Origin of the sequence: Methyloversatilis sp., assembly GCF_051861465.1 — a bacterium.
Classification (GTDB): Bacteria; Pseudomonadota; Gammaproteobacteria; order Burkholderiales; family Rhodocyclaceae; genus Methyloversatilis.
The window spans coordinates 205,740-229,930 of the sequence record NZ_JBHYCQ010000002.1 but is presented as its reverse complement, the minus strand read 5'-3'; the positions used below and the strand labels follow the sequence as shown (position 1 = coordinate 229,930).

Genomic DNA, 24,191 nt, shown 5'->3' with positions numbered 1-24,191 from the left:
AACGTCAGTCCCGCAGCGCCCCGGTCATGACGGGTGCACTCGCCTGAAGCTGGCTAAAAAGTTCGAGTCCGGCCGGCCATGGGCCATGGCCGGATTCGGTATTGACGTGCCCCGCCTCGCCGAGGTCGACGAGACGCGCCCCCCATCTGTCGGCCCAGTGCATGGCCGACATGAACGTCATCCACGGGTCATTCCGGCTCGCGGCCAGAACCGTCGGGAACGGAAATGGCGTGTCGGGAATGCGCGCCGTGATGCCGAACTTGTCAGGACTCGCCGGTGCAACCAGCAGGGCGCCCGCAATCCGATCAGCCTGCCGGCTGGCGGCGACCATCGACGCCAGGCAACCGAAACTGTGCGCCACCAGCCACACCGGTCTCGCCTGCGCAACGATGGCCTGTTCCACCCGCGCTGACCAGAGGTCTATGTCAGGTCGGGTCCAGTCATCCTGCTCGACGCGCTGCGCGCCGATCAGCGCTTCGATCCAGCTCTGCCAGTGAGCCGGCCCGCTGCCGTTGAGTCCCGGCACCACAAGCACCGGATCCGCCATCGCACTCATTTCCATCTTCCTCGCTGTAACAAGCGGATCGCGAACCGGGCCGGTCCTGCCCTGTCACTGCCCGGGCGCCACGCCCGCGGTGGCCTTGCCGTTGCGGGCCAGTTCCGTGCCCGATTTCGTCAGGCTCACCATGTCGCCCATGATGTGCGCCGCCTCGTCGAGCAACACGTCGCGCGCCGCCTTGCGTGACTTTTCGGCGGCCAGTTCTGCGCTCAGGCTGCGCTCGCCGGCCTGCAGTCCGTCGTCGCGCGGCAGTGCCGGGCCGTCGGTGTCGGCATCGCCGACACCCTTGGTCTGCGAACGCGCCTTCAGCCGGGCTTCCTGCGCTTCGCGTTCCTTGCGCCGCTCCTTCTCGTTGAGCGAAATTTCGGTGCGCTTGCGAATGGCTTCGACTTCGGCGATGTCTTCCAGCAACTCGCGGTAGCCGGCGTCATTCGCCACCCGGGCGCTGTGCCGGGTGGTCAGCGCCGGCAGCAGTTCGCGCGTGCTGCCCACCGGCTTGAAGTCGGCCGGTTCGATCTGCGTCCACGGCAGCGCGTTGTCGTAGCTCGATTCGCCGAAGCGTTCGCGGTCGGCAAACGACGCGAGCGGGATGTCCGGCGTCACGCCGCGCAATTGCGTCGTGCCGCCCGATACGCGGAAGAACTGGGCGACGGTCAGCTTCAGTTCGCCATAGGTCGGCTTTTCGCTCTTCGCCATTTCATCCATGTCCAGAAGGGTCTGCACCGTGCCCTTGCCGAAGCTCTGCTCGCCGATGACGATGCCGCGACCGTAGTCCTGGATTGCCGAGGCGAAGATTTCCGACGCCGACGCCGATGCGCGGTTGATCAGCACGCCGACCGGACCGTCCCAGGCCACACCCGGGTCACGGTCCTGCTCGATGCGGATCTGCCCCTTCGGATTGCGCTGCTGCACCACCGGGCCACGATCGATGAACAGACCGGTCAGGCGTACCGCTTCGTCGAGCGAGCCACCGCCGTTGTTGCGCAGGTCGATCAGCACCGCGCCGACTTTCTCCGCCTTCAGTTCGGCCAGCAGCTTTTCCACATCGCGGCTTGCGCTGCGGAAGTTCTCGTCGTTCTTGTGCCGGGCGTCGACGTCCTGATAGAACGTCGGCAGCGTGATCACGCCGACCTTTTGCTTTGCGTCGCCACCCACTTCGATCACCGATTTGGCAGCCGCCTGCTTTTCCAGCTTGATGGTGTCGCGCACCAGCGTGATCCGCTTGTGCTTGCCGTCCGGGCCGGCATCTGCCGGCAGCACATCCAGAATGACCTTGGTGTCCTTGGTGCCGCGGATCAGCTGCACGACATCATCCACCCGCCAGCCGAGCACATCGGCCATCGGGGCGTTTTCGTCCTTGGCCACGCCGGCGATGCGGTCTCCGATCGCAAGCTGTTCCGAGCGGGCCGCCGGGCCGCCGGGCACCAGTTCGCGGATGGTCACGTACTCATCGCGTTCCTGCAACACGGCGCCGATGCCGACCAGCGACAGCTTCATCGTGATGGCGAAGTCGGCCGACGCACGCGGGCCGAGGTAACTGGTGTGCGGCTCGATCGATTCAGCGTAGGCGTTCATGAACAGCTGGAATACGTCGTCGCTCTTCGAGCGCGCCGTGTGCGACATGGCCAGTTCGTAACGCTTGGTCAGCGTATCGCGGATCGCCGCGTCGTCCTTGCCGGCCAGCTTCAGGCGCAGCCAGTCGTTCTTCACCCGCTTGCGCCAGATTTCCTTCAATTCCGCCTCCGAGCTGGCCCAGGGCACATCCGTGCGCACATAGCGATAGCTGTCCGGCTTGTTGAAGTCGAAGCCGGTCGCCAGCAGCTCGCGCGCACCGGCCATGCGTTCGCGCACCCGTTGCGTGTAGCGGGTGAAGATCGCAAACGGCGCATCCAGCTTCTGCTGCAGGATGGCGTCGTCGAGCAGGGTGCGCACCGCGCCGAAGGTGTCGATGTCGGACTGCAGGAAGTAAATGCGCTCCGGGTCGAGCGTCTTCAGGTAGCGGTCGAAAATCCGGATCGACATTGCGTCATCGAGCGGCACGTTCTGATAATGAAAGCGCGACAGCAACTCTGCGCTGGCCTGCGCCGCCAGCGCATGTGCTTCGACCGGCCGCAGCGGCGGCGCCATGGTGGCGGTGGTGGCAGCCTGTGCCGAGGTGGCCAGTACAAATGCGATCCAGAAGGCTTTCAGTTTCATCAGGGGTACTCCGGGGCGATGGTCGAACAATGTCTGCAGACGTCTTCCACAGACCGCTGTTCAGGGCAAATCGTTCGGAAAGTCGGGCAATGACCCGCTTCCGAATCGTTCACTGCCCATGTTACCCACCGCTACGGCCATACGGGGCGGGCAGATGCCTCATCTGCCCACCCGTGAAACGCACGACACGCTTTCAGCGCTTGGTCAGGATGATCTGGTCGTAAATGCCGCCGTCGGCGAAGTGCGTCTTCTGCACGGCTTCCCAGCCGCCCAGCCTGTCCTCGACTGTGAAGGTCTTGATGGCCGGAAAGCGCGCGGCGTACTTCGCGAGAATCGCTTCGTTGCGCGGACGGAAGTGATGCTTCGCGATGACTTCCTGGCCTTCGGGCGAGAACAGATACTGCAGGTAGGCTTCTGCCTGACGGCGGGTGCCGCGCTTGTCTGCCACCTTGTCGACCACGGCCACCGGGGCGGCAGCCTCGATCGACAGCGACGGATAGACGATGTCGAACTGGTCGCCGCCCAGTTCCTTGTCCAGCAGCACCGCTTCGTTCTCGAAGGTCACCAGTACGTCGCCGATTCCGCGCTGCGTGAAGGTGGTTGTCGCGCCGCGGCCGCCGCCGTCGAGTACCGGAACATTGGCGAACAGCTTCGCCACGAAATCCTTTGCAGCAGCCTCGTTGCCGGACTTGTTCAGCGCGTAGCCCCATGCCGCAAGATAGGTATAGCGGCCGTTGCCCGAGGTTTTCGGGTTTGGCACGATGACCTGCAGGCCTTCGCGCGTCAGGTCCGACCAATCCTTGATGGCTTTCGGATTCCCCTTGCGCACCAGAAACACCGTGGTCGTTGTGTAAGGCGCTGCATCATTCGGCAGGCGCTTGCGCCAGTCGGGCGCCACCAGACCGTTCTTCACCAGGATGTCGATGTCCGGCGACTGGTTCATCGTGATCACGTCAGCTTCCAGGCCCCCGATCACGGCGCCCGCCTGCTTGCTCGACCCGCCGTGCGACTGGTTCAGCGTCAGCGTTTCTCCGGACTTCGTTTTCCAGGCGGCGATGAAACCCGGGTTGATGTCCTTGTACAGCTCGCGCGACACGTCGTAGCTCACGTTCAGCAAGGTCGTTTCGGCCCGTGCCGGCTGGCTGGCGATCAGGAGCGAAATCAGGGCGGTGACGACTAGGGGGGTACGGCGAATGGACATGACGGCTCCCTGTATGAATGAGCGGCGCAGGCTAGGCGCTTCGTCTAATCACTGGAAGTAACAAGAAATGATTTCGTTAGCAGAAATCCGACATAAGCAGACTGTCGCGCTTCGGCGATGCTGCAGGACCGGTTCAAGCGGACACGGGTGTCAGATTCGCCGGGCGACCCAGCGCATGGCCCTGGCCGCAGGGCGCGCCAGCGGCATGAGCGCGCTGCGCCAGCGCCGCGCAGTCGATACGCGTGACGATGAGCTGTGCGCCGAAACGCGCGCACCGATCCGCCGCGCCCGGCAGAGCGCGTGCGGTGTCATCGTGGTTGCCGTCGAGTTTCACAAAGTCGGGCCTGAGGTGGTCAAACAGCGCGTCGAGCATGTCGGTGTCAGGCAGGTTCACCGCGGTCCGGTAGCCGTTGTAGCGGTAGTTCAACATCACGTAGGCCAGCATCGACAGGTCATCGGCCATCGCGGGCGGCGACTCGATGACGATGGCACGCCGCGGTATGTGCAGCGACGCCAGTACGCGGCCAAATGCGCTGCCGTGGTCGTCACCGACCGCCAGCATCAGCCGTCCATGTACATTGAGGAACAGTGAATCCGCCGGCCCTCCGTGCCCGAAGTAATTGAGCACGTGCAGTGTCCGGCACAGCCGGTCGAGTTCCACCAGGGATTCGTCCGATGCGGCATGCGAGAACAGGTTCCAGGGCGACAGATCGCTGCCGGCATCGTCGAACGAGCGCACGAATGCCTCGTGACCGAAGATTTCACCGGTGCCCAGCAGCACGACCGGTTGGAAGACCGAAGACAGGTTGCATGCCATGAAGCGTCCGACGACGCGCCCGTCGGGCGCACTCCACAGGCGGCTTCGGCCATCGGCGTCACGTGGCAGTGACTTCAGGTAATGCTCGCGGATCCGGGTGCTGTCGGGCACGAGGTTGCTGCGCAGCGCGGGAGGCTCGAGTCGGGCCGTCATGTGACTGCACCGTAGGTCCGCCACAGCAGCACGAGCCCGCACACGAGCGCTACCCAGGCACATACGCGCTCCAGCAGCGTGAGGTCGGCCTGTGGTTCGGGGTGCTCCCGTGACGTTGCAGGTTCGGATCGGGCGGCTTTCATCACTGAAAGGTAATCCACCGGTCGCGGCGCGCGGAACCAAGAATTCCTGCACTGCTTATTCCCGCTGCGCGTCGAAATTCCTGCATTGCTTATGCTGATTTCGATCTGAATTTGAATTGGTTTGATCTGCCGGGTGCCACCTTTAGATTGGCATTCAGCCAAGGCCCGGGCGAATCCGGGCGGCCCATGTCAAGGGGGAGAGCATGACCGCTGCAACTGTCGATGAGAGGGCCGCAACGGCCGCGGCGCATCCGGCGCCCGCACCGCTGCTGCAGGCGCGTGAGCGCGCAGCGGCCGAAGGCCTGCCTTATGCCGGCGGCGTGACGCCGCACGAGGCCTGGGCATTGTTTTCTGCCGGAGAAGCCGTGCTGGTCGATGTCCGGACCTCCGAGGAACGCAAGTTCGTCGGTCAGGTGCCTGGCACGGTGCATGTGGCGTGGGCCACCGGTACCGCGATGACGCGTAACCCCCGCTTCGTGAAGGAACTTGAGGCGCGCGTCGGAAAGGACGCGGTGGTGCTGTTCCTCTGTCGCAGCGGCAAGCGTTCCGCGCTTGCTGCGGAAGCCGCCGCCAAGGCCGGCTTCGGCTCCGCATTCAATGTGCTCGAAGGGTTCGAGGGCGAACTCAATGCGGCGCAGCAGCGACGCAACAGCGGCGGCTGGGTGGTTTCAGGTCTGCCCTGGGAGCAGGACTGACCAGTACGGGCCGGTGTCCGGCGCGGCCCGGGCCTCTTATCGGGATCTCAAATGAATCTGAAGGACAACGGCAGTACCGGGACGTCTGTACTCGACGGGCCCTGGCAACTTGACCGCATCGTGTCGGAGTTGCGCGCGGTGCGCTCGCAATGGCGTGGCGCGCAGCAGCGCACCCGGGAGTTCGGCGCACGCGAGTTCCCGTCGCGCGATGCCTTGCGCGACATCGCCGATGCGCTGTGCGGTGCGCTGTTCCCGATGCGGCTCGGCCCGTCCGATCTGCATCAGGAGAGCGAAGACTTCTACGTCGGCTACACGCTGGATGCCGCACTGGTATCGCTGTTGCGTCAGGTGCAGCTCGAACTGCGTTACAACGCGCGTCACTCTCCGGACGCGAGCAATGGCGTCGATGCCCAGGCGCGCGCCATCGTCGAGTCGTTCGCGCTGTCCTTGCCTGACCTTCGCCGGTTGCTAGATACCGACGTACTGGCGGCGTTCCAGGGCGACCCGGCGGCGCGCAGTGTCGATGAAGTGCTGTTGTGCTACCCCGGTGTGCTGGCCATCATCCATCACCGGCTGGCACATCGCCTGTACAGCCTGGGCGTGCCGCTGGTTGCCCGCATCATCGCGGAAGCGGCACATTCCATTACCGGCATCGACATCCACCCGGGTGCACGCATCGGCGCGGGCTTCTTCATCGACCACGGCACCGGCGTGGTGATCGGGGAAACCGCAGTCATCGGCGAACGGGTGCGGCTCTACCAGGCGGTCACGCTCGGTGCCAAGCGTTTTCCGACCGATGTGGAAGGCACGCTCCAGAAAGGCTTGCCGCGCCATCCGCTGGTCGAGGACGACGTCGTCATCTACGCCGGCGCCACCATACTCGGCCGCGTCACCATCGGGCGCGGCTCCATCATCGGCGGCAATGTGTGGCTGACACGCAGCGTACCGCCCGGCAGCAATGTGACCCAGGCCAGTTCGCTGCATGAGCAGGGCGCAGACGGCAGTCCCAAAGGATGAACGCGCGACCTGATTCGGCCGGCGATCGCGACGGGAAGGCGGCGCAAGACGCTTCGGCGACCGGCGACGCGATTGCCGGCGCATTCGGCCGTGCGGTGCGCCGGGCGCGCGAAGCAAGGGGGTGGTCGCAGGAGTGGCTGGCCGAGCGCGCCGAACTCAACCGCTCCTACCTCGGTGAGGTGGAGCGCGGCAACGCCATGCCTTCACTTGTGACCATCGCAAAACTGGCACACGCCTTTGAACTCAGCGCTTCAGCACTGTTGTCGCGCTGCGAAGGAGAACTTGCCATCGCCGAACCCTCCGGAGGGGGCTGAGCGCGCATTCCCGTGCGTGTTTCGCCTGCTGGCGGCTATAGCCGGTTGAGCCTCGCTTAGAAGAAAGCGATATTAACTTAGCAATTTTTCGAATAAGCCGGATTCCCGGTTTCTACCTCGTCAGGAGTTTCCCATGGCAGAACAACAGGACGCGCAACTGGCGCTCGGCGACAACGCCGCCCGCCAGCTTGCCAATGCGACCAAAACCGTACCCCAGCTGTCCACCATCACCCCGCGCTGGCTGGTGCACCTGCTGCAATGGCTGCCGGTCGAAGCCGGCATCTACCGCCTGAACCGGGTTAAGAACCCGCAGGACGTACGCGTGGCGTGCTCGCAGCGCGACGAGGCTGAACTGCCGCAGATCTTCGTCGACTACGACGAACACCCGCGCGAGTATTTCCTGAATGCGGTGACCACGGTGCTCGATGTGCACACCCGCATTTCGGACCTTTACAGCAGCCCGCACGACCAGATCAAGGAGCAGTTGCGCCTGACGATCGAAACGATCAAGGAGCGCCAGGAAAGCGAACTGATCAACAACCCGGAATACGGCCTGCTGGCGAATGTGCATGACGACCAGCGCATTTCGACCTTGACCGGCGCACCCACGCCGGACGATCTCGACGACCTGATCACCAGGGTGTGGAAGGAACCGGGTTTCTTCCTGACCCATCCGCTGGCCATTGCCGCCTTCGGCCGCGAATGCACGCGCCGCGGTGTGCCGCCGCCGACCGTGAGCCTGTTCGGCTCGCAGTTCCTGACCTGGCGCGGCCTGCCGCTGATCCCGTCGGACAAGGTGCCGGTCGAGGATGGCAAGACCAAGATCATCCTGCTGCGCACCGGCGAAAAGCGTCAGGGCGTGGTCGGCCTGTTCCAGCCGGGCCTCGCCGGCGAACAGAGCCCGGGTCTGTCGGTCCGCTTCATGGGCATCAACCGCAGCGCGATCGCCTCCTACCTGATTTCGCTCTACTGCTCGCTGGCCGTATTGACCGAAGATGCACTGGCGGTGCTCGATGACGTGGAGATCGGCAAGTACCATGAGTATCCCGACACCTACAAGCAGTAACGTGAGCGGCCTGTCCGCGGCCCTGCCGCCCGGCGCGCCCGACGAGAGCCTGCTGGCCCGCATGGCAAGCGAGCTGTTCGCCGCGCTGCCGGGGCAGTCGGCGCCTGCTTTCGGCAGCGGCTCGGGTGCGCAGGCCTTTGCACCCGCGCCGACGCCACAGGCGCCGGCCGTACCGCTGCCCCAGTCAGCGCCATCGTCGCCGGTCACGGCCACCGTCCCGGCTGCGCCGCAACACGGCCTGTCGCTCGGCGCGTCGTCGCCGAAGCTGGTGCCGCATGCCACCGCGCAGAATCATGTGCCCGACGTCGCGAGCGACGCCTATCCGGTCGGATCGCCGCGATCGGCCGCCGCGCAGGGGGTACCTGAAGCCTACGCTGCCTCGCTGCCCGCTGTCGGTGGCGCACCGGCCTTTCCGGCAGGCGGCGCTTCGGCGCCGTCGTCGCCGTATTACTTCATCGGTGAATCAAGCGCGCTGCAATCGGCACCTCAGGCCGCACCGGGTGTGCCGCACGACGATCGGCTGACCGCGCAGTCCTTCGGTCTGCCGGGCAGCGATGCGCTGCGCGCGCTGCTGGCTGAACCGTCGCATGGCGCGTCGCCGACAGCTGCGCCATCGCCGTCAGCCTCACCGTCGTACTACTTCGTCGAGCCGAACGCAGCACCGACCATCGGTCACGCCGGTCGCGTGCCGAATGCCGATGCCGGGCGTCACCCGCCGTTCGACGTCAACGCGGTACGACGCGACTTTCCCATCCTTGCCGAGCGCGTGAATGGCCGGCAACTGGTGTGGTTCGACAACGCCGCGACGACGCAGAAGCCGCAGGCGGTGATCGACCGACTGTCGTACTTCTATGCGCACGAGAACTCGAACATCCACCGGGCGGCGCACGAACTTGCCGCCCGGGCGACCGATGCCTACGAGGCGGCGCGGCAGAAGGTTGCGCGCTTCATCGGCGCCGGGTCGGTCGAGGAAGTCATCTTCGTGCGCGGCGCGACCGAAGCGATCAATCTGGTCGCCAAGAGCTGGGGTGCGAAGAACATCCGTGAAGGCGACGAAATCATCGTGTCGCATCTGGAACACCACGCCAACATCGTGCCCTGGCAGCAGCTGGCGGCCGAAACCGGCGCGAAGATCCGGGTCATTCCGGTCGATGACAGCGGTCAGGTGCTGCTCGGAGAATACGAACGCCTGCTGAACGAGAAGACGAAGCTGGTTGCCGTGACACAGGTTTCGAATGCGCTCGGTACCGTGGTGCCGGTACGCGAGATCGTCGAACTCGCCCATCGCGCCGGCGCGAAGACGCTGATCGATGGCGCGCAGTCGGTGTCGCACATGCGGGTCGATGTGCGGGCGCTGGACACCGACTTCTTCGTCTTCTCGGGCCACAAGATATTCGGCCCGACCGGCATCGGCGTGGTGTATGGCAAGCGCGACATCCTTGAAGACATGCCGCCCTGGCAAGGCGGCGGCAACATGATCAAGGACGTCACCTTCGAGCGGACGATTTTCCATCCGCCCCCGGGCCGCTTCGAAGCCGGTACCGGCAACATTGCAGATGCCGTCGGTCTCGGTGCCGCACTCGACTATGTCGAGCGCGTCGGCATCGAGAACATCGCGCGCTACGAGCACGACCTGCTGGTGTATGCGACGCACGCAATCGAAGGCATTCCGGGTGTGCGACTGATCGGAACGGCGGCCGACAAGGCGAGCGTGCTGTCCTTCGTGCTGAAGGGCTACACGACCGACGAAGTGGGTCAGGCGCTGAACGACGAAGGCATCGCGGTGCGTACAGGACACCATTGCGCACAGCCCATCCTGCGTCGCTTTGGTCTGGAAACCACGGTGCGCCCGTCGCTGGCCTTCTACAACACCTGCGAAGAGGTGGATCGTTTCGCCGCGGTGGTCAGGCGTCTGGCGGGGCAGCGCAAGAGCTGAGCGCGTCACAGCTCCCGGTCGACGTTTCCGGATTCGCTAAACATAACGGGTCTGCTTTCCAGTAACGGAAACAGGCCCGTTATGCATTGCATTCCATGAATAGCTCATCGAAACGAATTGGTTTGGAAGCGCTGCGAGGCTCACTACAGTGCGTGCGTCCTGAACACCGATCTTTTGACCATGACCCGCCTCACCCTGCACACCCCCGACAGCGCACCCGCAGCCAGCCGTCCCTATATCGACAAGGTAATCACGGCCAACGGCTATCTGCCCAATCTGATCGCCGCGTTGTCCAATGCGCCGGTGGCGCTGGAGACCTATCTCACGGTGTCCGAGATCAACAGTCGCGCCAGCCTGACGCTGGCCGAGCGTGAGGTGGTGCAGATCACCGCTGCCACGCTTCACGGCTGCGATTTCTGCGTGGCCGGACACAGCGCGATTGCGCTGAAGAAGGCCGGCTTCGACGCGGCCGCCGTGGTGGCGCTGCAGCGAAGCCAGCCGACCGGTCACCCGCGGTTCGACGCCATCGCCGACTTTGCGCGCGCGGTGATCGCGACCCGTGGTGCTGTCAGCGACAATGAGCTGGCGCGTTTCAGGGCGGCCGGCTTTACCGATCAGCAGGTGCTTGAAGTCATCCTCGGTGTGAGCCTGGCGACCTTGTGCAACTTCGCCAACAGCCTGGCGCAAAGTCCGGTGAACCTGCAGCTCGAACCGTTCCGTGCCGGGGTGCTGCAGCCATGAGCCGTCTTCCCGACCGTTTGCGCGACTGGCTGCAGGCGCAGGCGCCGGCGATCAATGACGGCCGTGCCGACGATGAGGCGCTGCTGCCGGCGCTGGCCGCGGGGGGGCTGATCGGGGCGGGGGTGCCGAAGGAGCAGGGCGGTGCCGGCGGCGATGTGCGGGACGCGGTCGAGGCCATCGCCGCGGTGGCCGAACACTCGCTTGCCGCCGCCTTCGTGTTCTGGGGTCACCGCGCCTTCATCGAATATCTGTTGCAGAGCCCGAACGACGCACTGCGCGCCCGCTTGCTGCCGTCGTTGCTCGATGGCTGCCATGGCGGTGCGACCGGATTGTCCAACGCCATGAAGTTCCTGTGCGGCATCGAGTCGCTGCAGATCGAGGCACGTCGGATACCGGAAGGTCGCCAGCTCGACGGGCAGTTGCCCTGGGTGACCAATCTGCGCAAGTCGGGCTTCACCTTTGCCGCGGCGGTGTCCGATGCCGACGGCGGCCCGCCCTTCATCGTGGCGCTCGACAGTGCACGAAAGGGTGTCGAGCGCAGCGCCGATCTTGACCTGATCGCGATGCGCGGCTCCAACACCGCCGCGATCCGCATCCATGCGGTCAGGATCGACGATGGCGACGTGATCACGCCGGACGCCCGCGCCTGGCTGCCACGCGTGCGGCCGTCCTTTCTGGGCATGCAGTGCGGCATGTCGATCGGTCTGGCGAGGGCGGCGCTGGCCGCTGCCCAGGCACGCTGCAACAGTTCGCGCAGCGTCATACAGGACGCACTGGATGACGTGTCCGGCACGTTGCAGCAGCTGACCACAGCGCTGTTGAGCGGACTCGCCGACGGCATTTATGTGGCTGACGCGGCGTCGTTGTTCCATATCCGCATTGCGCTGGCCGAACAGGTGCAGCGCGCCGTGCAGCTCGAGTTGCAGGCCAGTGGCGGTCGCGCCTATCTGGTCGATCCGTTGTTCGGCTTTGCGCGCCGGCTGCAGGAATCCGCCTTTGTGCCGGTGATCACGCCGAGCGTGACCCAGCTGCAGGGCGAACTTCAGCGTCAGGCAGCGGCCTGCGCGAGAGCCGCGTGAGCGCGCTGGCCGCGCAGGCCGAAGCCGTGCGCGAGATGACCGGCGCGTCCGGTCTTGCCCTGCAGGCCAGCCATCTCGGCTATGCCTACGACGGCGAGCAGCCGGTATTCGCCGACGTGTCGCTCGAGGTTGCGCACCGCGAGATCGTCTGCCTGCTCGGCGGCAGCGGCTGCGGCAAGTCATCGCTGCTGCGCGTGCTGGCGCGGCTGGAAGTGCCCGCGTCGGGCGACATCCGGTTTCTGGGTGAGCCGCTGACGGCACCGCATCCGCGTGCGGCACTGGTGTTCCAGCAACCCGGACTTCTCCCCTGGCTCGACGCTGCCGGCAATGCCGGTTTCGGGCTCGATTTCGAACATCAGCCTCGCCTGTCGCGCAGCGAGCGCGAGGCGCGCATCGAACAGGCGCTGTCGGCGGTCGGCCTGTCGGGCCACGCACATCGCTATCCGTCCGAACTGTCGGGCGGCATGGCCCAGCGCGTGGCGCTCGCCCGTGCGCTGGCGCGCGAACCGCAGCTGCTGTTTGCCGATGAACCGTTCTCGGCGCTCGATGCGATCACCCGTGCCGACATGCAGTCGCTGCTTGTCGAGGTTGTGCACCGCTGGCATACCGCGGTGTTGCTGGTGACGCACGATATTGACGAAGCCATTCTGGTGGCCGACCGCATCCTGCTGATGGGAGGTTCGCCCGGCCGCATCGTGCGCGAGTGGACCGTGAACATCGACCGTCCGCGCGAAGCCGATCCGGCTGCGGTGACTGCGCTTCGACTCGACATCCTGACCGCGCTGCATGACCTGCGTGCGCACTGAACATCCGTCTCTGACCCTGCATTCAAAAGGAAGCAAGATGAATACTGAACATGATGTGCGTCCGGTCCACGTTTGCGCCTCGTCCGACTGCGGCTGCGGCCTGACCCGGCGAGACATGCTGCGTCTGGGCGCACTGACGCTGGCCGGCGTCGCCGCCCCGCTGCTGCGCGCCGGTGATGCGCAGGCGCAGTCGTTCAAGGGCGACGACCAGCCGGTGAAGATCGGCTACCTGCCGATCACCGATGCCACGCCGCTGCTGGTCGCACATGCGCGCAAGCTGTTCGAGGCCGAAGGGCTGAAGACCGAAGCACCGCGGCTGTTCCGCAGCTGGGCCCAGGTGGTCGAGGCGTTCGTGGCGGGCCAGGTGAATGTTATCCACCTGCTGTCGCCGGCGGCACTGTGGGTGCGCTACGGCACGAAGTTTCCGGCCAAGATCGTTGCCTGGAATCACGTGAATGGCTCGGCGCTGACCGTGGACCCGTCGATCAATTCGATCGCCGATCTGGGTGGCCGGACCGTCGCGGTACCGTTCTGGTATTCGATCCACAACATCCTGCTGCAGCAGTTGCTGCGCGCCAGCAATCTGGTGGCGGTCACCCGGCCGAAGGACGCGAAGCCGGCGCCGAACGAGGTCAACCTGATCGTGCTGCCGCCTGCCGAAATGGTGTCGGCGCTCGCCGGCAAGTCGATCGCCGGCTTCATCGTGGCAGACCCGTTCAACGCGCTGGCCGAAACGAAGAACGTCGGCAAGGTGCTGCGTTTTTCCGGCGATGTGTGGCAGAACCACGCGTGCTGCGTCACCTATCTGTCGGAGCGTGACACGGCGGACAAGCCGGAGTGGTCGCAGCGCGTCACCAACGCCATCGTCCGCGCACAGCTGTGGACGCGAAGCAACCAGCTCGACACGGCCAAGCTGCTGTCGGCCGGCGGTGACGGCAAGTACACGCCCCACGCGCTGCCGGTGCTGTCCAAGGTGCTGGCCGCCACCGATTACGCGAGCTACGAGGCCTCGGGTGTCGTGAAGCACAAGGGCTGGTATCAGCGACGCATCGATTTCCAGCCCTATCCCTTCCCGTCCTACACAGAAGAACTGGTGCGTGCGATCAAGCAGACCAAGGTGGAAGGCGACGCGAAGTTTCTGGATGCGCTGGAGCCCGGATTCGTCGCCGGCGATCTGGTCGACGACCGCTTTGCGCGCAAGGCCATCGATCTGGTCGGTGGCCCGTCGGTGTTCGGCCTGCCGGCCGATCTGCGTCGCAAGGAAGTCGTGCTGACGTGACGGCGGTGCGCTTTGTTCTGCCGCTGATCGGCCTGGCACTGGCGGTTCTGCTCTGGCAGGGCGGCACGCTGCTGTTGCAGCGGAACATGGTCATCGCCAGCGCTTTCGCGCCGGTCGAATCGGCCGTGTCGCTGTGGCACCTGATCAGTGGCGGCGAGATCTGGCCGCATGTCTTCGTCAGCCTGAAGCGGGTGGCGATCGGCTTGTTGCTTGCGGTGCTGATCGGTGTGCCATTGGGTGTATTGACCGGCCTGTCGAAGCGATTTGCGCAGGGTACGACCCCGCTGTTCCAGTTCCTGCGCATGGTGTCGCCGCTGTCCTGGATGCCACTGGCCGTCATGGTGCTCGGCGTGGGCGATGCACCGGTCTATTTTCTGCTCGCATTTGCCGCGGTATGGCCCATCCTGCTGAACACCGCAGCCGGCGTGGCCCAGCTCGATCCGAACTGGCTGCTGCTGGCGCGCAGCCTGTCGGCAACGCGGCGCGAAATCGTGCTGCGCATTGTGCTGCCCGGCATCACCGAACATATCCTGACCGGCGTGCGGCTGGCCATCGGCATCATCTGGATCGTACTGGTGCCGGCGGAGATGCTCGGTGTGTCGGCGGGGCTGGGCTACTTCATCCTCGATACCCGTGACCGGCTGGCCTACTCGGAATTGATGGCCGCCATCGTGCTCATCGGTGCACTCGGCTACGCGCTCGACCACCTGGCCCGCACGGCGCATGCGAAGTGGTTGCACCGCTGAGGCGGATGTCGTCACGTTTCCGATGTCGGGCTATTGCCCTGCGGCTGCTATCGTGAACGGGTTTTCATTACCGAGCCCGTGTTGTCGATGACGCTTCATGTGATCTGTCTGTGTGCCGAATGGTGCGGCACCTGTCGCGACTTTCGTCCGGCTTTCACCAGCGTGACCACGCAGTCGGCGGGCGACCGGTTCCAGTGGATAGACATCGAGACCCACGACGCGTTGCTCGATTCCCTGGGCGTCGAGATCGACAGTTTTCCCACCGTTCTCATTGCCGGCGATGATCGGCTTTGTTTTGCCGGACCGGTCACGCCATTCGCCGACACGCTGCAGCGCCTGTGCCGCGCGGCGCGCGCCGGCACGCTGGCATTCGGCGGCGAATCCGTCTGGGTGGAACTGGCTGGCTGCCTCGCGCAGCTTCCCCGCGAGGGCCCGGATGCATCATGCTGATGGCGATCTAGTCACAGTCACCCCGTTTCCTTCGAGCTTTCATGCACCCGCTTTCCCGCCTGTTTTCGCACGCCCGCCAGTACCGCCGAGACGTACGCATCGCCTCGCTCTATTCGGTGCTGAACAAGTTCTTCGATGTGCTGCCGGAAATCCTGATCGGCGTGGCGGTCGATGTCGTCGTGAACCAGAAGGCCTCCTTTCTCGCCGGGCTCGGCATCGTCGATCCAAAGGACCAGCTGGTGCTGCTGGCCATCCTGACGGTGTTGATCTGGGTCGGTGAATCGGCCTTCCAGTACCTGTACGACGTGCGCTGGCGCTCGCTTGCGCAGAATCTTCAGCACGATCTGCGGATGGAGGCCTACCGCCATGTGCAGCAGCTGGACATGGCCTACTTCGAGCGCAATCGCAGCGGCAACCTGCTGTCCATCCTGAACGAGGACATCAACCAGATGGAGCGCTTCCTCAATGGCGGCGCAAACGAGCTGATCCAGGTGTTCGTCGGTTCCCTGATGGTCGGTGGCGTGTTTTTCGTGCTGACGCACGAACTGGCCTTTCTCGCGCTGATTCCGGTGCCGCTCATCCTGTATGGCGCCTTCTGGTTCCAGCGTCGGCTGGCGCCGCGCTACACGGCGGTGCGCGAAGCCGCCGGTGCGTTGGCCACGCGACTGAACAACAACCTGCAGGGCATCGCCACCGTCAAGGCCTATGCGGCCGAAGAGTTCGAAGCCGGGCACATCCGCGATGGCTCGAATGACTACCGCCGTCGCAACGGCGAGGCGATCCGGCTGTCGGCGGCCATCACGCCGGTCATCCGGATGGCCATCCTTGCCGGCTTCACGGTGACACTGCTGTATGGCGGCTTCCTTGCGCTCGAGGGCGACATCGGCGTCGGCAGCTATTCTGTGCTGGTGTACCTGACGCAGCGCCTGCTGTGGCCGCTGACCGGGTTGGCCGAACTGACCGATCTCTACCAGCGTTCGATGTCGTCCATCCAGCGCGTGATGGACCTGATCGACACGCCGGTGAGCATCGGCTACGAAGGAAATGCGCTGTCGCGCGAGGCGGTGCGCGGCGAACTGGCGTTCGAGCAGGTGAGCTTCGCCTACGATGGCAGCGCACGGCCGGCGCTCGATGGCATCGACCTGCGCATCGCTTCCGGCCAGACCGTGGCCTTCGTCGGCAGCACCGGTGGTGGCAAGAGCACGCTGATCAAGCTGCTGCTGCGCTTCTACGAACCGCAACAGGGCAGGGTGCTGCTCGACGGCCAGCCCATTGCGGGGCTGCGCCTGCAGGACGTGCGGCGCGCCATCGGCTATGTCGCGCAGGACACCTTCCTCGCCGACTCGTCGGTCGCCGACAACATCGCCTACGGCATGGCCGACGTGCCGCGTGACGCCATCGTGCGGGCAGCGCAGTCGGCCGAGGCGCACGACTTCATCCGCGCGCTGCCGCAGGGCTACGACACCCAGGTCGGCGAGCGCGGCATGAAGCTGTCCGGCGGCCAGCGGCAGCGGCTGGCGCTGGCGCGCGCCATTCTGAAAGACCCGCCCATCCTGCTGCTCGACGAGGCAACGTCGGCGGTGGACAACGAAACCGAAGCCGCCATCCAGCGCTCGCTCGACCGCCTGGTCGTCGGCCGCACGACGCTGATCGTGGCGCACCGGTTGTCCACCGTGCGTCAGGCCGACGTCATTCATGTCATCGATGGTGGCCGCATCGTCGAATCCGGCACCCACGACGCGCTGGTCGCGCTGGGCGGCATCTACGCGTCGCTGTGGCGGCTGCAGACCGGAGAGCGATCACTCGCCTGACGCGGGCGCCGCTTTGGCGACGAGGGCGCGCTGCACCCACAGTCCCAGCCACACGGCAAAGAACATCGCCGCACCGAACACCCAGCCGGATACCGCACCGGCCATGGTGCCGGACAGCAGGTTGCCTATCGTGCAGCCGAGCCCGATCATCGCGCCCCAGCCGAGCAGCACCCCGCCAGCAAGGCCGCGTGCGGCGTCGCGCAGCGTGGGCCAGCGCGGCGTGAACTGGCCGGCCACCAGCGCCGATGCCCAGGCGCCGGCGACGATGCCGATGACCAGCAGTGCATTCGGTGTCTGCCAGGTTTCGGCGATCACCGTCGCGCAACCGGCGAAGCCATCGAGACCTTCGAGTCGTTCCGGTGTCAGCCCCCATGTACCGCCGAGGCTGCGCGCCTGACTCCCCAGTGCGGCGGTGACACCCAGCGGGCGCAGTCTGAGGATGACCAGAACGGCGATCCAGCCCACCAGCAGGCCGCCGATCCAGTAGGGCCAGCGTCCGCGGAACAGCGCTGCCAGTGCACCGGCAAAGCTGGCGGCGCGTGCGACCGGTTCGGCCGGCGCGGGCAGGCGACGCCACAACAGTGCAGTCAGCACGCCCAGCACGGCAAGCTGCAGCGCAGCCGACCCGGCGTAGCCCAGCCACTTCGGCAGCCACAGCACCGGTGCTTCGGCAATCGCCAGCACATAGAGCGTGTTCCAGCTGGCGAATCCCAGCCCGAAGCCCACGGCGGTGCCGATCAGCGCGAATGGCGCCACCGGTGAGCCCTCGCCAAGCCGATACCAGTGTGCGCTGATGCACGAGCCTGAAATGACCATGCCAAACCCGAACACGACGCCTGACAGGACAAGGGCCCAGCTCACCGGGCCGATGTGTGCCTCCGGCGGAAGTCCGTTCTGTGGCACCGGCAGCCAGCTCCCGAATATCCAGTGCATGCCGAGCGTGCCGATCGCAATGGCGAGCACGATGGCCAGCAGCCCGCGCGCGTCGTCGCGCTCGAAGTAGTCGCGGGCGTGGCAGAAGAAGCAGAAACGGGCGCGCTGCAGAACGACGCCCAGCAGCGTGCCGATGGCCAGTGCGAAGCCGGGCTGGCGGCTGCCCGGCACACCCGACAGCTGCCAGGCCCAGGCAGCTACGGCAATCACCACCAGCCATGCGGCGGCGGAAGAGAACAGGGTGGACATTGGGAGATGGGGGTCAGGTCGGCGGCACAAATGAAAAAAGGGGAACCGGGTGACCGGTTCCCCAACCGTCTGCAAGCAGAAGGAGGAGTGGGACCTGCAAGAAAAACTTACTTCGACGCCCAGACCGTACCGGCCGGATTGTCGATCGGCGCGCCGACCGAATTACCGTATTCGGTCCACGAACCGTCATAGTTGCGCACCGGGTAGCCGAGGATTTTGGTCAGCGCAAACCAGGTGTGGCTGGAGCGTTCGCCGATGCGGCAATAGGTGATGATGGGCTTCGTGCCGTCGAGGCCGACGCCGGCATACAGCGCCTTCAGGTCGGCCGCCGACTTGAACGTTCCATCCTCATTCACGGCCTTGCCCCAGGGCACATTCACTGCACCCGGAATGTGGCCTGCTCTTACCGACAGTTCCTTTGCGCCTTCCGGGGCGAAGATCTTGCCGCTGAATTCGTCGGCTGACCGGATATCGACCAGCTTGGCGCCCGAGCGGCCCTCGGCGGCAGCGATCGCATCCGTCAGACGGGCGCGCAGATCATTGTTCACCTTGGTCACCTTGTACTGGGTGGCTGCGTATTCCGGCGTACGGGTATCGAGCGCGCGGTTTTCGGCCTCCCATTTCTTGCGACCGCCGTCGAGCAGCTTCACATTCGGTGTGCCGTAGATATCGAACACCCAGGCGCCCCATGCCGCAAACCAGTTGTTGCTGTCACCGTAAAGAATGACCGTGGTGTCCTTGCCGACGCCGGCCTTCGACAGCAGCGCCTCGAAGTCCTGTTTCGACACGATGTCGCGGCGCACCTTGTCGTTCAGATCGTTGTGCCAGGAAAAATTGACCGCGCCCGGAATGTGCCCCTTTTCGTAAAGGCCCGGATTCACGCTCACTTCGACGATGCGGATCTTCGGGTCGTTCAGGTTGGCCGACAGCCACTCGGTCGTGACCAGCGGACCGGCCGGTACGTCCGCCGCCAGGGCGGGCAGGAAGGTGCCGACCGACAGGGCGAGCACAGCGACACGGGCGCTTCGGGAGAGGAGGTTCGAGAACATGGGCAGGACTCCGGGTTGTGGGTGCAGCGGACGATACCGACGACATCCGTCGCCCGGAACCAAGAAAACCCCCTCTGCTTTGCACGCGAACTGATAAGCGCTCGCAGTGCTTCGTCCGATATCACCGCGCTGGAAATCGTCTGCCGAAATTCTTGGTTCCCCACGGCTGCGCGACTGGCTAGGTTCTGGGCCCGATCCGGCATGACACCTCGTCATGTCGGCCCCGCCGGCGTGCGCAGCCAGTGCCGCGCCGCATGTCATTCAAAAAAAGGGCTCGCACATGAAGCACAGGAACTCACGAATCCCGTCACCGATCCGGCGCAGACTGGTCAAGGCCGGCGCGCTGCTGGCGGCTGGTGTCGCGTCGATGGCGATGCTTGCCGCGCCTGCGGCCGCACAGAACGCGGGTTCGGCGAAGGAGCTGCGCATCGGCTACCAGAAGTACGGCACGCTGGTCATCCTGAAGGCGCGCGGCACGCTGGACAAGCGACTGGCGGAGCAGGGGGTCACCGTCAAGTGGACCGAATTCCCGTTCGGTCCGCCGCTGCTCGAAGCCATCAACCTGGGCAGCATCGACGTCGGTACGGTCGGCGAATCGCCGCCGATCTTCGCCCAGGCGGCCGGTGCCGATCTGGTGTACATCGGCAACGAGCCCGCAGCGCCGGCCGGCGAGGCGTTGCTGGTGCGCAAGGATTCACCGGTGACGCAGGTGTCCGACCTCAAGGGCAAACGCGTCGCCGTGGCCAAGGGCTCGAATGCCAATTTCCTGCTGGTCAAGGTGCTGGAGAATGCCGGCCTGAAGTACACCGACATCGAGGTGTCCTATCTCGCGCCGGCCGATGCACGTGCCGCTTTCGAAAGTGGCCGTGTCGAAGCCTGGTCGATCTGGGACCCGTTCTATGCCGCGGCCGAGAAACAGCTCGGCGCGCGCGTACTGGCCGATGGCAAGGGCGCGGTGTCGAACTTCCAGTTTTATCTGTCGTCCCGTCCTTATGCGGAGAAGCATCCGGACATCGTGAAGATCCTGATCGAGGAGATTGCCCGGGTCGATCAGTGGGGCGCCGAAAATCCGAAGGAGGTGGCCAAGGCCATTGCGCCGCTCATCGGCGTCGATCTGCCGATCGCGGAACTGGCTGCCAGCCGCCTGGGCTACGGCATCAAACCGGTCACGCCGGCCGTGCTCGAATCACAGCAGAAGATCGCCGACAAGTTCTTTGAACTGAAGCTCGTACCCCGGCAGGTACGCGTGGCCGACGCGGTCGCGAAATAGGTCGTCTCGCACCGCTCCACGCCCCGCTCCGGCGCCACGCCGCGGCGGGGCTTTTTCTTGCCGGCCGATCGCCTTGGCGACCAGAAAGAGGACACCCATCATGACTGAAGCACTGCACCCTCTCATCGACTGCCGCAGCCGGCCCGCTTTTCTGGCCGACTTCTACGGTGCCACACCGGGCACTGCAGGCTTCGATACGGCCCGATGGCTGAACCGGCGTACAGGCTCGCTCGTCGATGACCACTTCCGTGCGTCCCATACGCTGGATGGCTATCTTGACGAGATCCGCCTGAGCGGGATTTCGCAGGCAGTCGTCGTGGGGCGGGACACACCCGGCCTGGTCGTGTCGAACGACCGAATTGCCGATCTCACCCGGGGCCGGCCGCAGCTGATCGGCATCGGATCGGTCGATCCGCAGACCCACGGCATCATCGCCACGCTGACCGAGATCGAGCGGTCGGTGCTCACCTTGGGCCAGAAGGCGATCAATATCGAACCAGGGTTCGGTGCGCCGCCGCTGCACGCCGACGACAAGCTGTTCCACCCTGTTTATGACGTCTGTCAGTCACTCGATGTGCCGGTGTGCCTGATGTCGGGCCCCACCACGCCTGACCTTGCGTACAACGATCCGTCTGCCGTTGGCCGCGTCGCGCGTGCCTATCCCCGGCTGAACATCGTCTGCTACCACGGCTACTGGCCGCGCGCGGACGAGATCATCGGCGTGGCCTTCCGCTACGAGAACGTTTTCCTGTGTCCGGACATGTATCTGTTCGCACCCGGCGGCAGGGCCTACTTCGAGGCCGCCAACGGTGTGCTGCAGGACCAGTTGCTGTTCGGCACGTCCTATCCCTTCCGTGCGATGGCGCAGACGGTAGCGGATTTCAGCGCGCTGGAATGGAAGGATGATGTGAGAGAAAAGGTGCGCGCGGGCAACGCGAAGCGGCTGCTGGGCCTGAGCTGAATCGTCTGCCGCTTTGGCGTCGGTGCTCGTCAGGCATCCCGTTTTTCGCGCTGCAAAGCACTGACCGTGGAATTCTCCGCAGAATTTCTTGGTTCAGTCATGACGACGGGTCTCTTACGCTCGGCGAACTTGTCATGACAAGTTCGAATCGATGCCCAAATCGCTGACCAAACTTTCGCTGCTGCCCGGTGCGCCGTCTCCCCTGTATGCGCAACTGACCGAACTGTTGCGGTCGCGCATCCTGGACGGGACCTATCCGCCGCACAGCCAGATGCCGTCCGAGCATGAACTGGGTGAGATGTTTGGCGTGAGTCGCATCACGGTACGCCAGGCGCTGGGTGACCTGCAGAAAGCGGGGCTCATCTTCAAGATCCATGGCAAGGGCACGTTCGTGTCGCGACCCAAGGCCTTTCAGAACGTCACCTCGCTCGAAGGCTTTGCCGAAGCCATGTCGCGCATGGGCTACGAAATCCTGAACCGGGTTGATTACCTGCGCTTCGTGCCGGCGGACGCCCGCGTCGCGAATCGGCTCGGTCTGGCCGAGGGTGATGAGGTGGCGGAAATCCGCCGAGTGCGTCTGCTCAACCGCGAACCGGTGTCGCTGGAACTGACCTGGCTGCCGGGCGAACTCGGCCACCGGCTGGAAAAGGCCGATCTGGCGACGCGCGACATCTTCCTCATTATCGAGAACGACTGCGCGCTTGCCCTCGGCCACGCCGATCTGGCAGTCGACGCCGTACTGGCCGACGAAGACCTGATGCAGGCATTGCGCGTGGAGGAGGGCGCTCCCGTGCTGCACATCGAACGGCTGACACACGATGCAACCGGACGCCCGATCGATTTCGAACATCTCTATTTCCGCGGCGACGCCTTCCAGTACCGGCTGCGCGTCGACCGTCACAAAACCGATACGCGCAAGGACCCCGCATGACGATGACGCACACGCTCGAGTACGACCTGGTGGTGGTGGGCGGAGGAACGGCCGGGCCGATGGCGGCCATCAAGGCTAAGGAGAAGAACCCGACGCTGCGCGTGCTGCTGCTCGAAAAGGCACACGTGAAGCGCAGTGGTGCGATATCCATGGGCATGGATGGCCTGAACAACGCCATCGTTCCCGGTCACGCGACTGCCGAGCAGTACGTCAAGGAGATCACCATCGCCAACGACGGCATCGTCAATCAGGCCACGGTCCATGCCTATGCCCGGCACAGCTTCGCGACGATCGAACAGCTTGACCGCTGGGGCGTACGCTTCGAGCGCGACGAGACCGGTGACTACGCGGTGAAGAAGGTGCACCACATGGGCGCTTATGTGCTGCCGATGCCGGAGGGACATGACGTCAAAAAGGTGCTGTACCGACAGCTCAAGCGTGCGCGTGTCGCCGTCACCAACCGTGTCGTCGCCACCCGGCTGCTGACTGCGGAGGATGGGTCGATCGCAGGTGTCATGGGCTTCGACTGCCGCACGGCGGATTTCTGTGTGATCCGGGCGAAGGCGGTGGTGCTGTGTTGCGGTGCTGCCGGCCGGCTGGGCTTGCCGGCGTCCGGCTATCTGATGGGCACTTACGAGAATCCGACCAATGCCGGCGACGGTTATGCCATGGCGTATCACGCCGGAGCGGAACTGGCCAATCTCGAATGCTTCCAGATCAATCCGCTGATCAAGGACTACAACGGCCCGGCCTGCGCCTATGTGACCGGGCCACTCGGCGGCTACACGACGAACAGCCAGGGCCAGCGCTTCATCGAGTGCGACTACTGGAGCGGCCAGATGATGTGGGAATTCTGGCAGGAACTGCAGGGCGGCAACGGACCGGTCTTCCTCAAGCTGGACCACCTTGCCGAAGAGACGATACAGACGATAGAAACCATTCTGCACGGCAACGAGCGGCCCAGTCGCGGCGAGTTTCACGCCGGCCGCGGCACCGACTACCGGTGCGACATGGTCGAGATGCACATTTCCGAGATCGGTTTCTGCAGCGGGCACAGCGCGTCCGGGGTGTGGGTGAACGAGCGTGCCGAAACCTCGGTGCCCGGCCTCTATGCCGCGGGCGACATGGCGGCGGTGCCGCACAACTACATGCTGGGCGCTTTCACGTATGGCTGGTTCGCCGGCGAAAACGCAACCGACTATATCGCTGGCCGCGCCCTGTCTGCCGTCGACGCCGGCCAGGTCGAACGAGAGCAGGCGCGCGTGTATGCGCCGCTGCACCGTGCGCAGGGTCTGGCGCCCAACCAGGTGGAGTACAAGCTGCGTCGCTTCGTCAACGATTACCTGCAGCCACCCAAGGTGACGCGCAAGATGGAAATCGGGCTCGACCGCTTCGACGGCATCCGCGATGACCTCGAACAGTTGCAGGCGAACAACCCGCACGAACTGATGCGCGCGGCCGAGGTGTCGGTGATCCGGGACTGCGCGGAAATGGCGGCGCGTGCTTCGCTCTTCCGCACCGAAAGCCGGTGGGGTCTGTATCACTACCGCGTCGACCACCCTCAGCGCAACGATGCCGACTGGTTCTGCCACGCACTGCTGAAGAAGGATGACGGCGGCCGCATGACCAGCTTCAAGCGTGCCGTCGAGCCGTACATCGTGCCCATCGACAGCCAGGAGATGACCGCCTACGAACGCCTGCGCGTGGCCTCGGCCTCACTGGCCAACCCATCGGCCACCCCATCAACCCACGTGCCGGCCATGCAGCCGGTCACCACCTGAACGGAACA

Annotated in this window: 22 protein-coding genes; 16 read left to right on the top strand and 6 right to left on the bottom strand. The window is 65.0% G+C overall.

Annotated elements, in window-relative coordinates:
- Positions 1 to 4 precede the first annotated feature (4 nt).
- The 4 genes from ACTIFF_RS03455 to ACTIFF_RS03440 form a co-directional block, all read right to left on the bottom strand.
- Positions 5 to 556, bottom strand: a complete 552-nt coding sequence (locus ACTIFF_RS03455) for an RBBP9/YdeN family alpha/beta hydrolase (protein WP_439535559.1) — start codon at positions 554 to 556, stop codon at positions 5 to 7.
- Between the two features lie 54 nt (positions 557 to 610).
- A complete protein-coding gene (locus tag ACTIFF_RS03450; protein ID WP_439535558.1) occupies positions 611 to 2,755 on the bottom strand; it encodes a carboxy terminal-processing peptidase in 2,145 nt (714 codons plus the stop codon).
- Between the two features lie 193 nt (positions 2,756 to 2,948).
- Positions 2,949 to 3,956 (bottom strand): sulfate ABC transporter substrate-binding protein, encoded by a 1,008-nt coding sequence (locus ACTIFF_RS03445; RefSeq protein ID WP_439535557.1) that lies wholly within the window; start codon positions 3,954 to 3,956, stop codon positions 2,949 to 2,951.
- Between the two features lie 133 nt (positions 3,957 to 4,089).
- Positions 4,090 to 4,926, bottom strand: a complete 837-nt coding sequence (locus ACTIFF_RS03440) for an EAL domain-containing protein (RefSeq protein ID WP_439535556.1) — start codon at positions 4,924 to 4,926, stop codon at positions 4,090 to 4,092.
- 346 nt (positions 4,927 to 5,272) lie between these two features.
- Between ACTIFF_RS03440 and ACTIFF_RS03435 the strand changes: the two genes are divergently transcribed.
- The 12 genes from ACTIFF_RS03435 (at position 5,273) to ACTIFF_RS03380 (ending at position 17,009) form a co-directional block, all read left to right on the top strand.
- The gene (locus ACTIFF_RS03435) at positions 5,273 to 5,764 is read left to right on the top strand and encodes a rhodanese-like domain-containing protein (protein ID WP_439535555.1); all 492 of its coding nucleotides are present in this window, start codon (positions 5,273 to 5,275) and stop codon (positions 5,762 to 5,764) included.
- 51 nt (positions 5,765 to 5,815) lie between these two features.
- A complete protein-coding gene (gene epsC / locus ACTIFF_RS03430) occupies positions 5,816 to 6,781 on the top strand; it encodes a serine O-acetyltransferase EpsC (protein WP_439535554.1) in 966 nt (321 codons plus the stop codon).
- A complete protein-coding gene (locus tag ACTIFF_RS03425) occupies positions 6,778 to 7,095 on the top strand; it encodes a helix-turn-helix domain-containing protein (protein ID WP_439535553.1) in 318 nt (105 codons plus the stop codon). Before epsC ends, ACTIFF_RS03425 begins: the two co-directional genes overlap by 4 nt.
- Positions 7,096 to 7,228: 133 nt before the next feature.
- Entirely contained in the window at positions 7,229 to 8,161 is a 933-nt protein-coding gene (locus tag ACTIFF_RS03420) for a family 2A encapsulin nanocompartment shell protein (RefSeq protein WP_306476726.1), read from the top strand.
- 1 nt (position 8,162) lies between these two features.
- A complete protein-coding gene (locus ACTIFF_RS03415) occupies positions 8,163 to 10,097 on the top strand; it encodes a family 2A encapsulin nanocompartment cargo protein cysteine desulfurase (RefSeq protein WP_439535552.1) in 1,935 nt (644 codons plus the stop codon).
- Positions 10,098 to 10,277: 180 nt separating this feature from the next.
- Complete coding sequence (locus ACTIFF_RS03410) at positions 10,278 to 10,838, top strand: carboxymuconolactone decarboxylase family protein (RefSeq protein ID WP_306476724.1); 561 nt, start codon at positions 10,278 to 10,280, stop codon at positions 10,836 to 10,838.
- Positions 10,835 to 11,917 carry an acyl-CoA dehydrogenase family protein gene (locus ACTIFF_RS03405; protein ID WP_439535551.1) on the top strand — a complete coding sequence of 361 codons (1,083 nt, stop codon included), beginning with the start codon at positions 10,835 to 10,837 and terminating at the stop codon, positions 11,915 to 11,917. Before ACTIFF_RS03410 ends, ACTIFF_RS03405 begins: the two co-directional genes overlap by 4 nt.
- Positions 11,914 to 12,723: an ABC transporter ATP-binding protein gene (locus tag ACTIFF_RS03400; RefSeq protein WP_439535550.1), complete on the top strand. Its 810-nt coding sequence runs from the start codon at positions 11,914 to 11,916 to the stop codon at positions 12,721 to 12,723. The genes ACTIFF_RS03405 and ACTIFF_RS03400 overlap by 4 nt, the downstream gene beginning before the upstream one ends.
- 37 nt (positions 12,724 to 12,760) lie before the next feature.
- Positions 12,761 to 14,002, top strand: a complete 1,242-nt coding sequence (locus ACTIFF_RS03395) for an ABC transporter substrate-binding protein (protein ID WP_439535549.1) — start codon at positions 12,761 to 12,763, stop codon at positions 14,000 to 14,002.
- Between the two features lie 5 nt (positions 14,003 to 14,007).
- A complete protein-coding gene (locus ACTIFF_RS03390) occupies positions 14,008 to 14,748 on the top strand; it encodes an ABC transporter permease (RefSeq protein WP_439535548.1) in 741 nt (246 codons plus the stop codon).
- Positions 14,749 to 14,835: 87 nt separating this feature from the next.
- Positions 14,836 to 15,198: a thioredoxin family protein gene (locus ACTIFF_RS03385; RefSeq protein WP_439535771.1), complete on the top strand. Its 363-nt coding sequence runs from the start codon at positions 14,836 to 14,838 to the stop codon at positions 15,196 to 15,198.
- 41 nt (positions 15,199 to 15,239) lie between these two features.
- Positions 15,240 to 17,009, top strand: coding sequence for an ABC transporter ATP-binding protein (locus tag ACTIFF_RS03380; RefSeq protein WP_439535547.1), 1,770 nt, complete (start codon positions 15,240 to 15,242; stop codon positions 17,007 to 17,009).
- Here ACTIFF_RS03380 and ACTIFF_RS03375 read toward each other — a convergent pair.
- On the bottom strand, positions 16,998 to 18,191 hold the full coding sequence (locus ACTIFF_RS03375) for a YeeE/YedE family protein (protein ID WP_439535546.1): 1,194 nt from the start codon (positions 18,189 to 18,191) through the stop codon (positions 16,998 to 17,000). The two genes, ACTIFF_RS03380 and ACTIFF_RS03375, sit on opposite strands and share 12 nt — an antisense overlap.
- Positions 18,192 to 18,298: 107 nt before the next feature.
- Positions 18,299 to 19,240 (bottom strand): sulfurtransferase, encoded by a 942-nt coding sequence (locus ACTIFF_RS03370; RefSeq protein WP_439535545.1) that lies wholly within the window; start codon positions 19,238 to 19,240, stop codon positions 18,299 to 18,301.
- Between the two features lie 280 nt (positions 19,241 to 19,520).
- On the opposite strand from ACTIFF_RS03370, the gene ACTIFF_RS03365 reads away from it, so the two are divergent.
- The 4 genes from ACTIFF_RS03365 (at position 19,521) to ACTIFF_RS03350 (ending at position 24,183) form a co-directional block, all read left to right on the top strand.
- Positions 19,521 to 20,510: a sulfonate ABC transporter substrate-binding protein gene (locus ACTIFF_RS03365; protein WP_306477616.1), complete on the top strand. Its 990-nt coding sequence runs from the start codon at positions 19,521 to 19,523 to the stop codon at positions 20,508 to 20,510.
- A 100-nt stretch (positions 20,511 to 20,610) separates the two neighbouring features.
- Entirely contained in the window at positions 20,611 to 21,471 is an 861-nt protein-coding gene (locus ACTIFF_RS03360) for an amidohydrolase family protein (protein ID WP_439535544.1), read from the top strand.
- 151 nt (positions 21,472 to 21,622) lie between these two features.
- Positions 21,623 to 22,402, top strand: coding sequence for a GntR family transcriptional regulator (locus tag ACTIFF_RS03355; RefSeq protein ID WP_439535543.1), 780 nt, complete (start codon positions 21,623 to 21,625; stop codon positions 22,400 to 22,402).
- Complete coding sequence (locus ACTIFF_RS03350) at positions 22,399 to 24,183, top strand: fumarate reductase/succinate dehydrogenase flavoprotein subunit (RefSeq protein ID WP_439535542.1); 1,785 nt, start codon at positions 22,399 to 22,401, stop codon at positions 24,181 to 24,183. The genes ACTIFF_RS03355 and ACTIFF_RS03350 overlap by 4 nt, the downstream gene beginning before the upstream one ends.
- Positions 24,184 to 24,191: the final 8 nt, after the last annotated feature.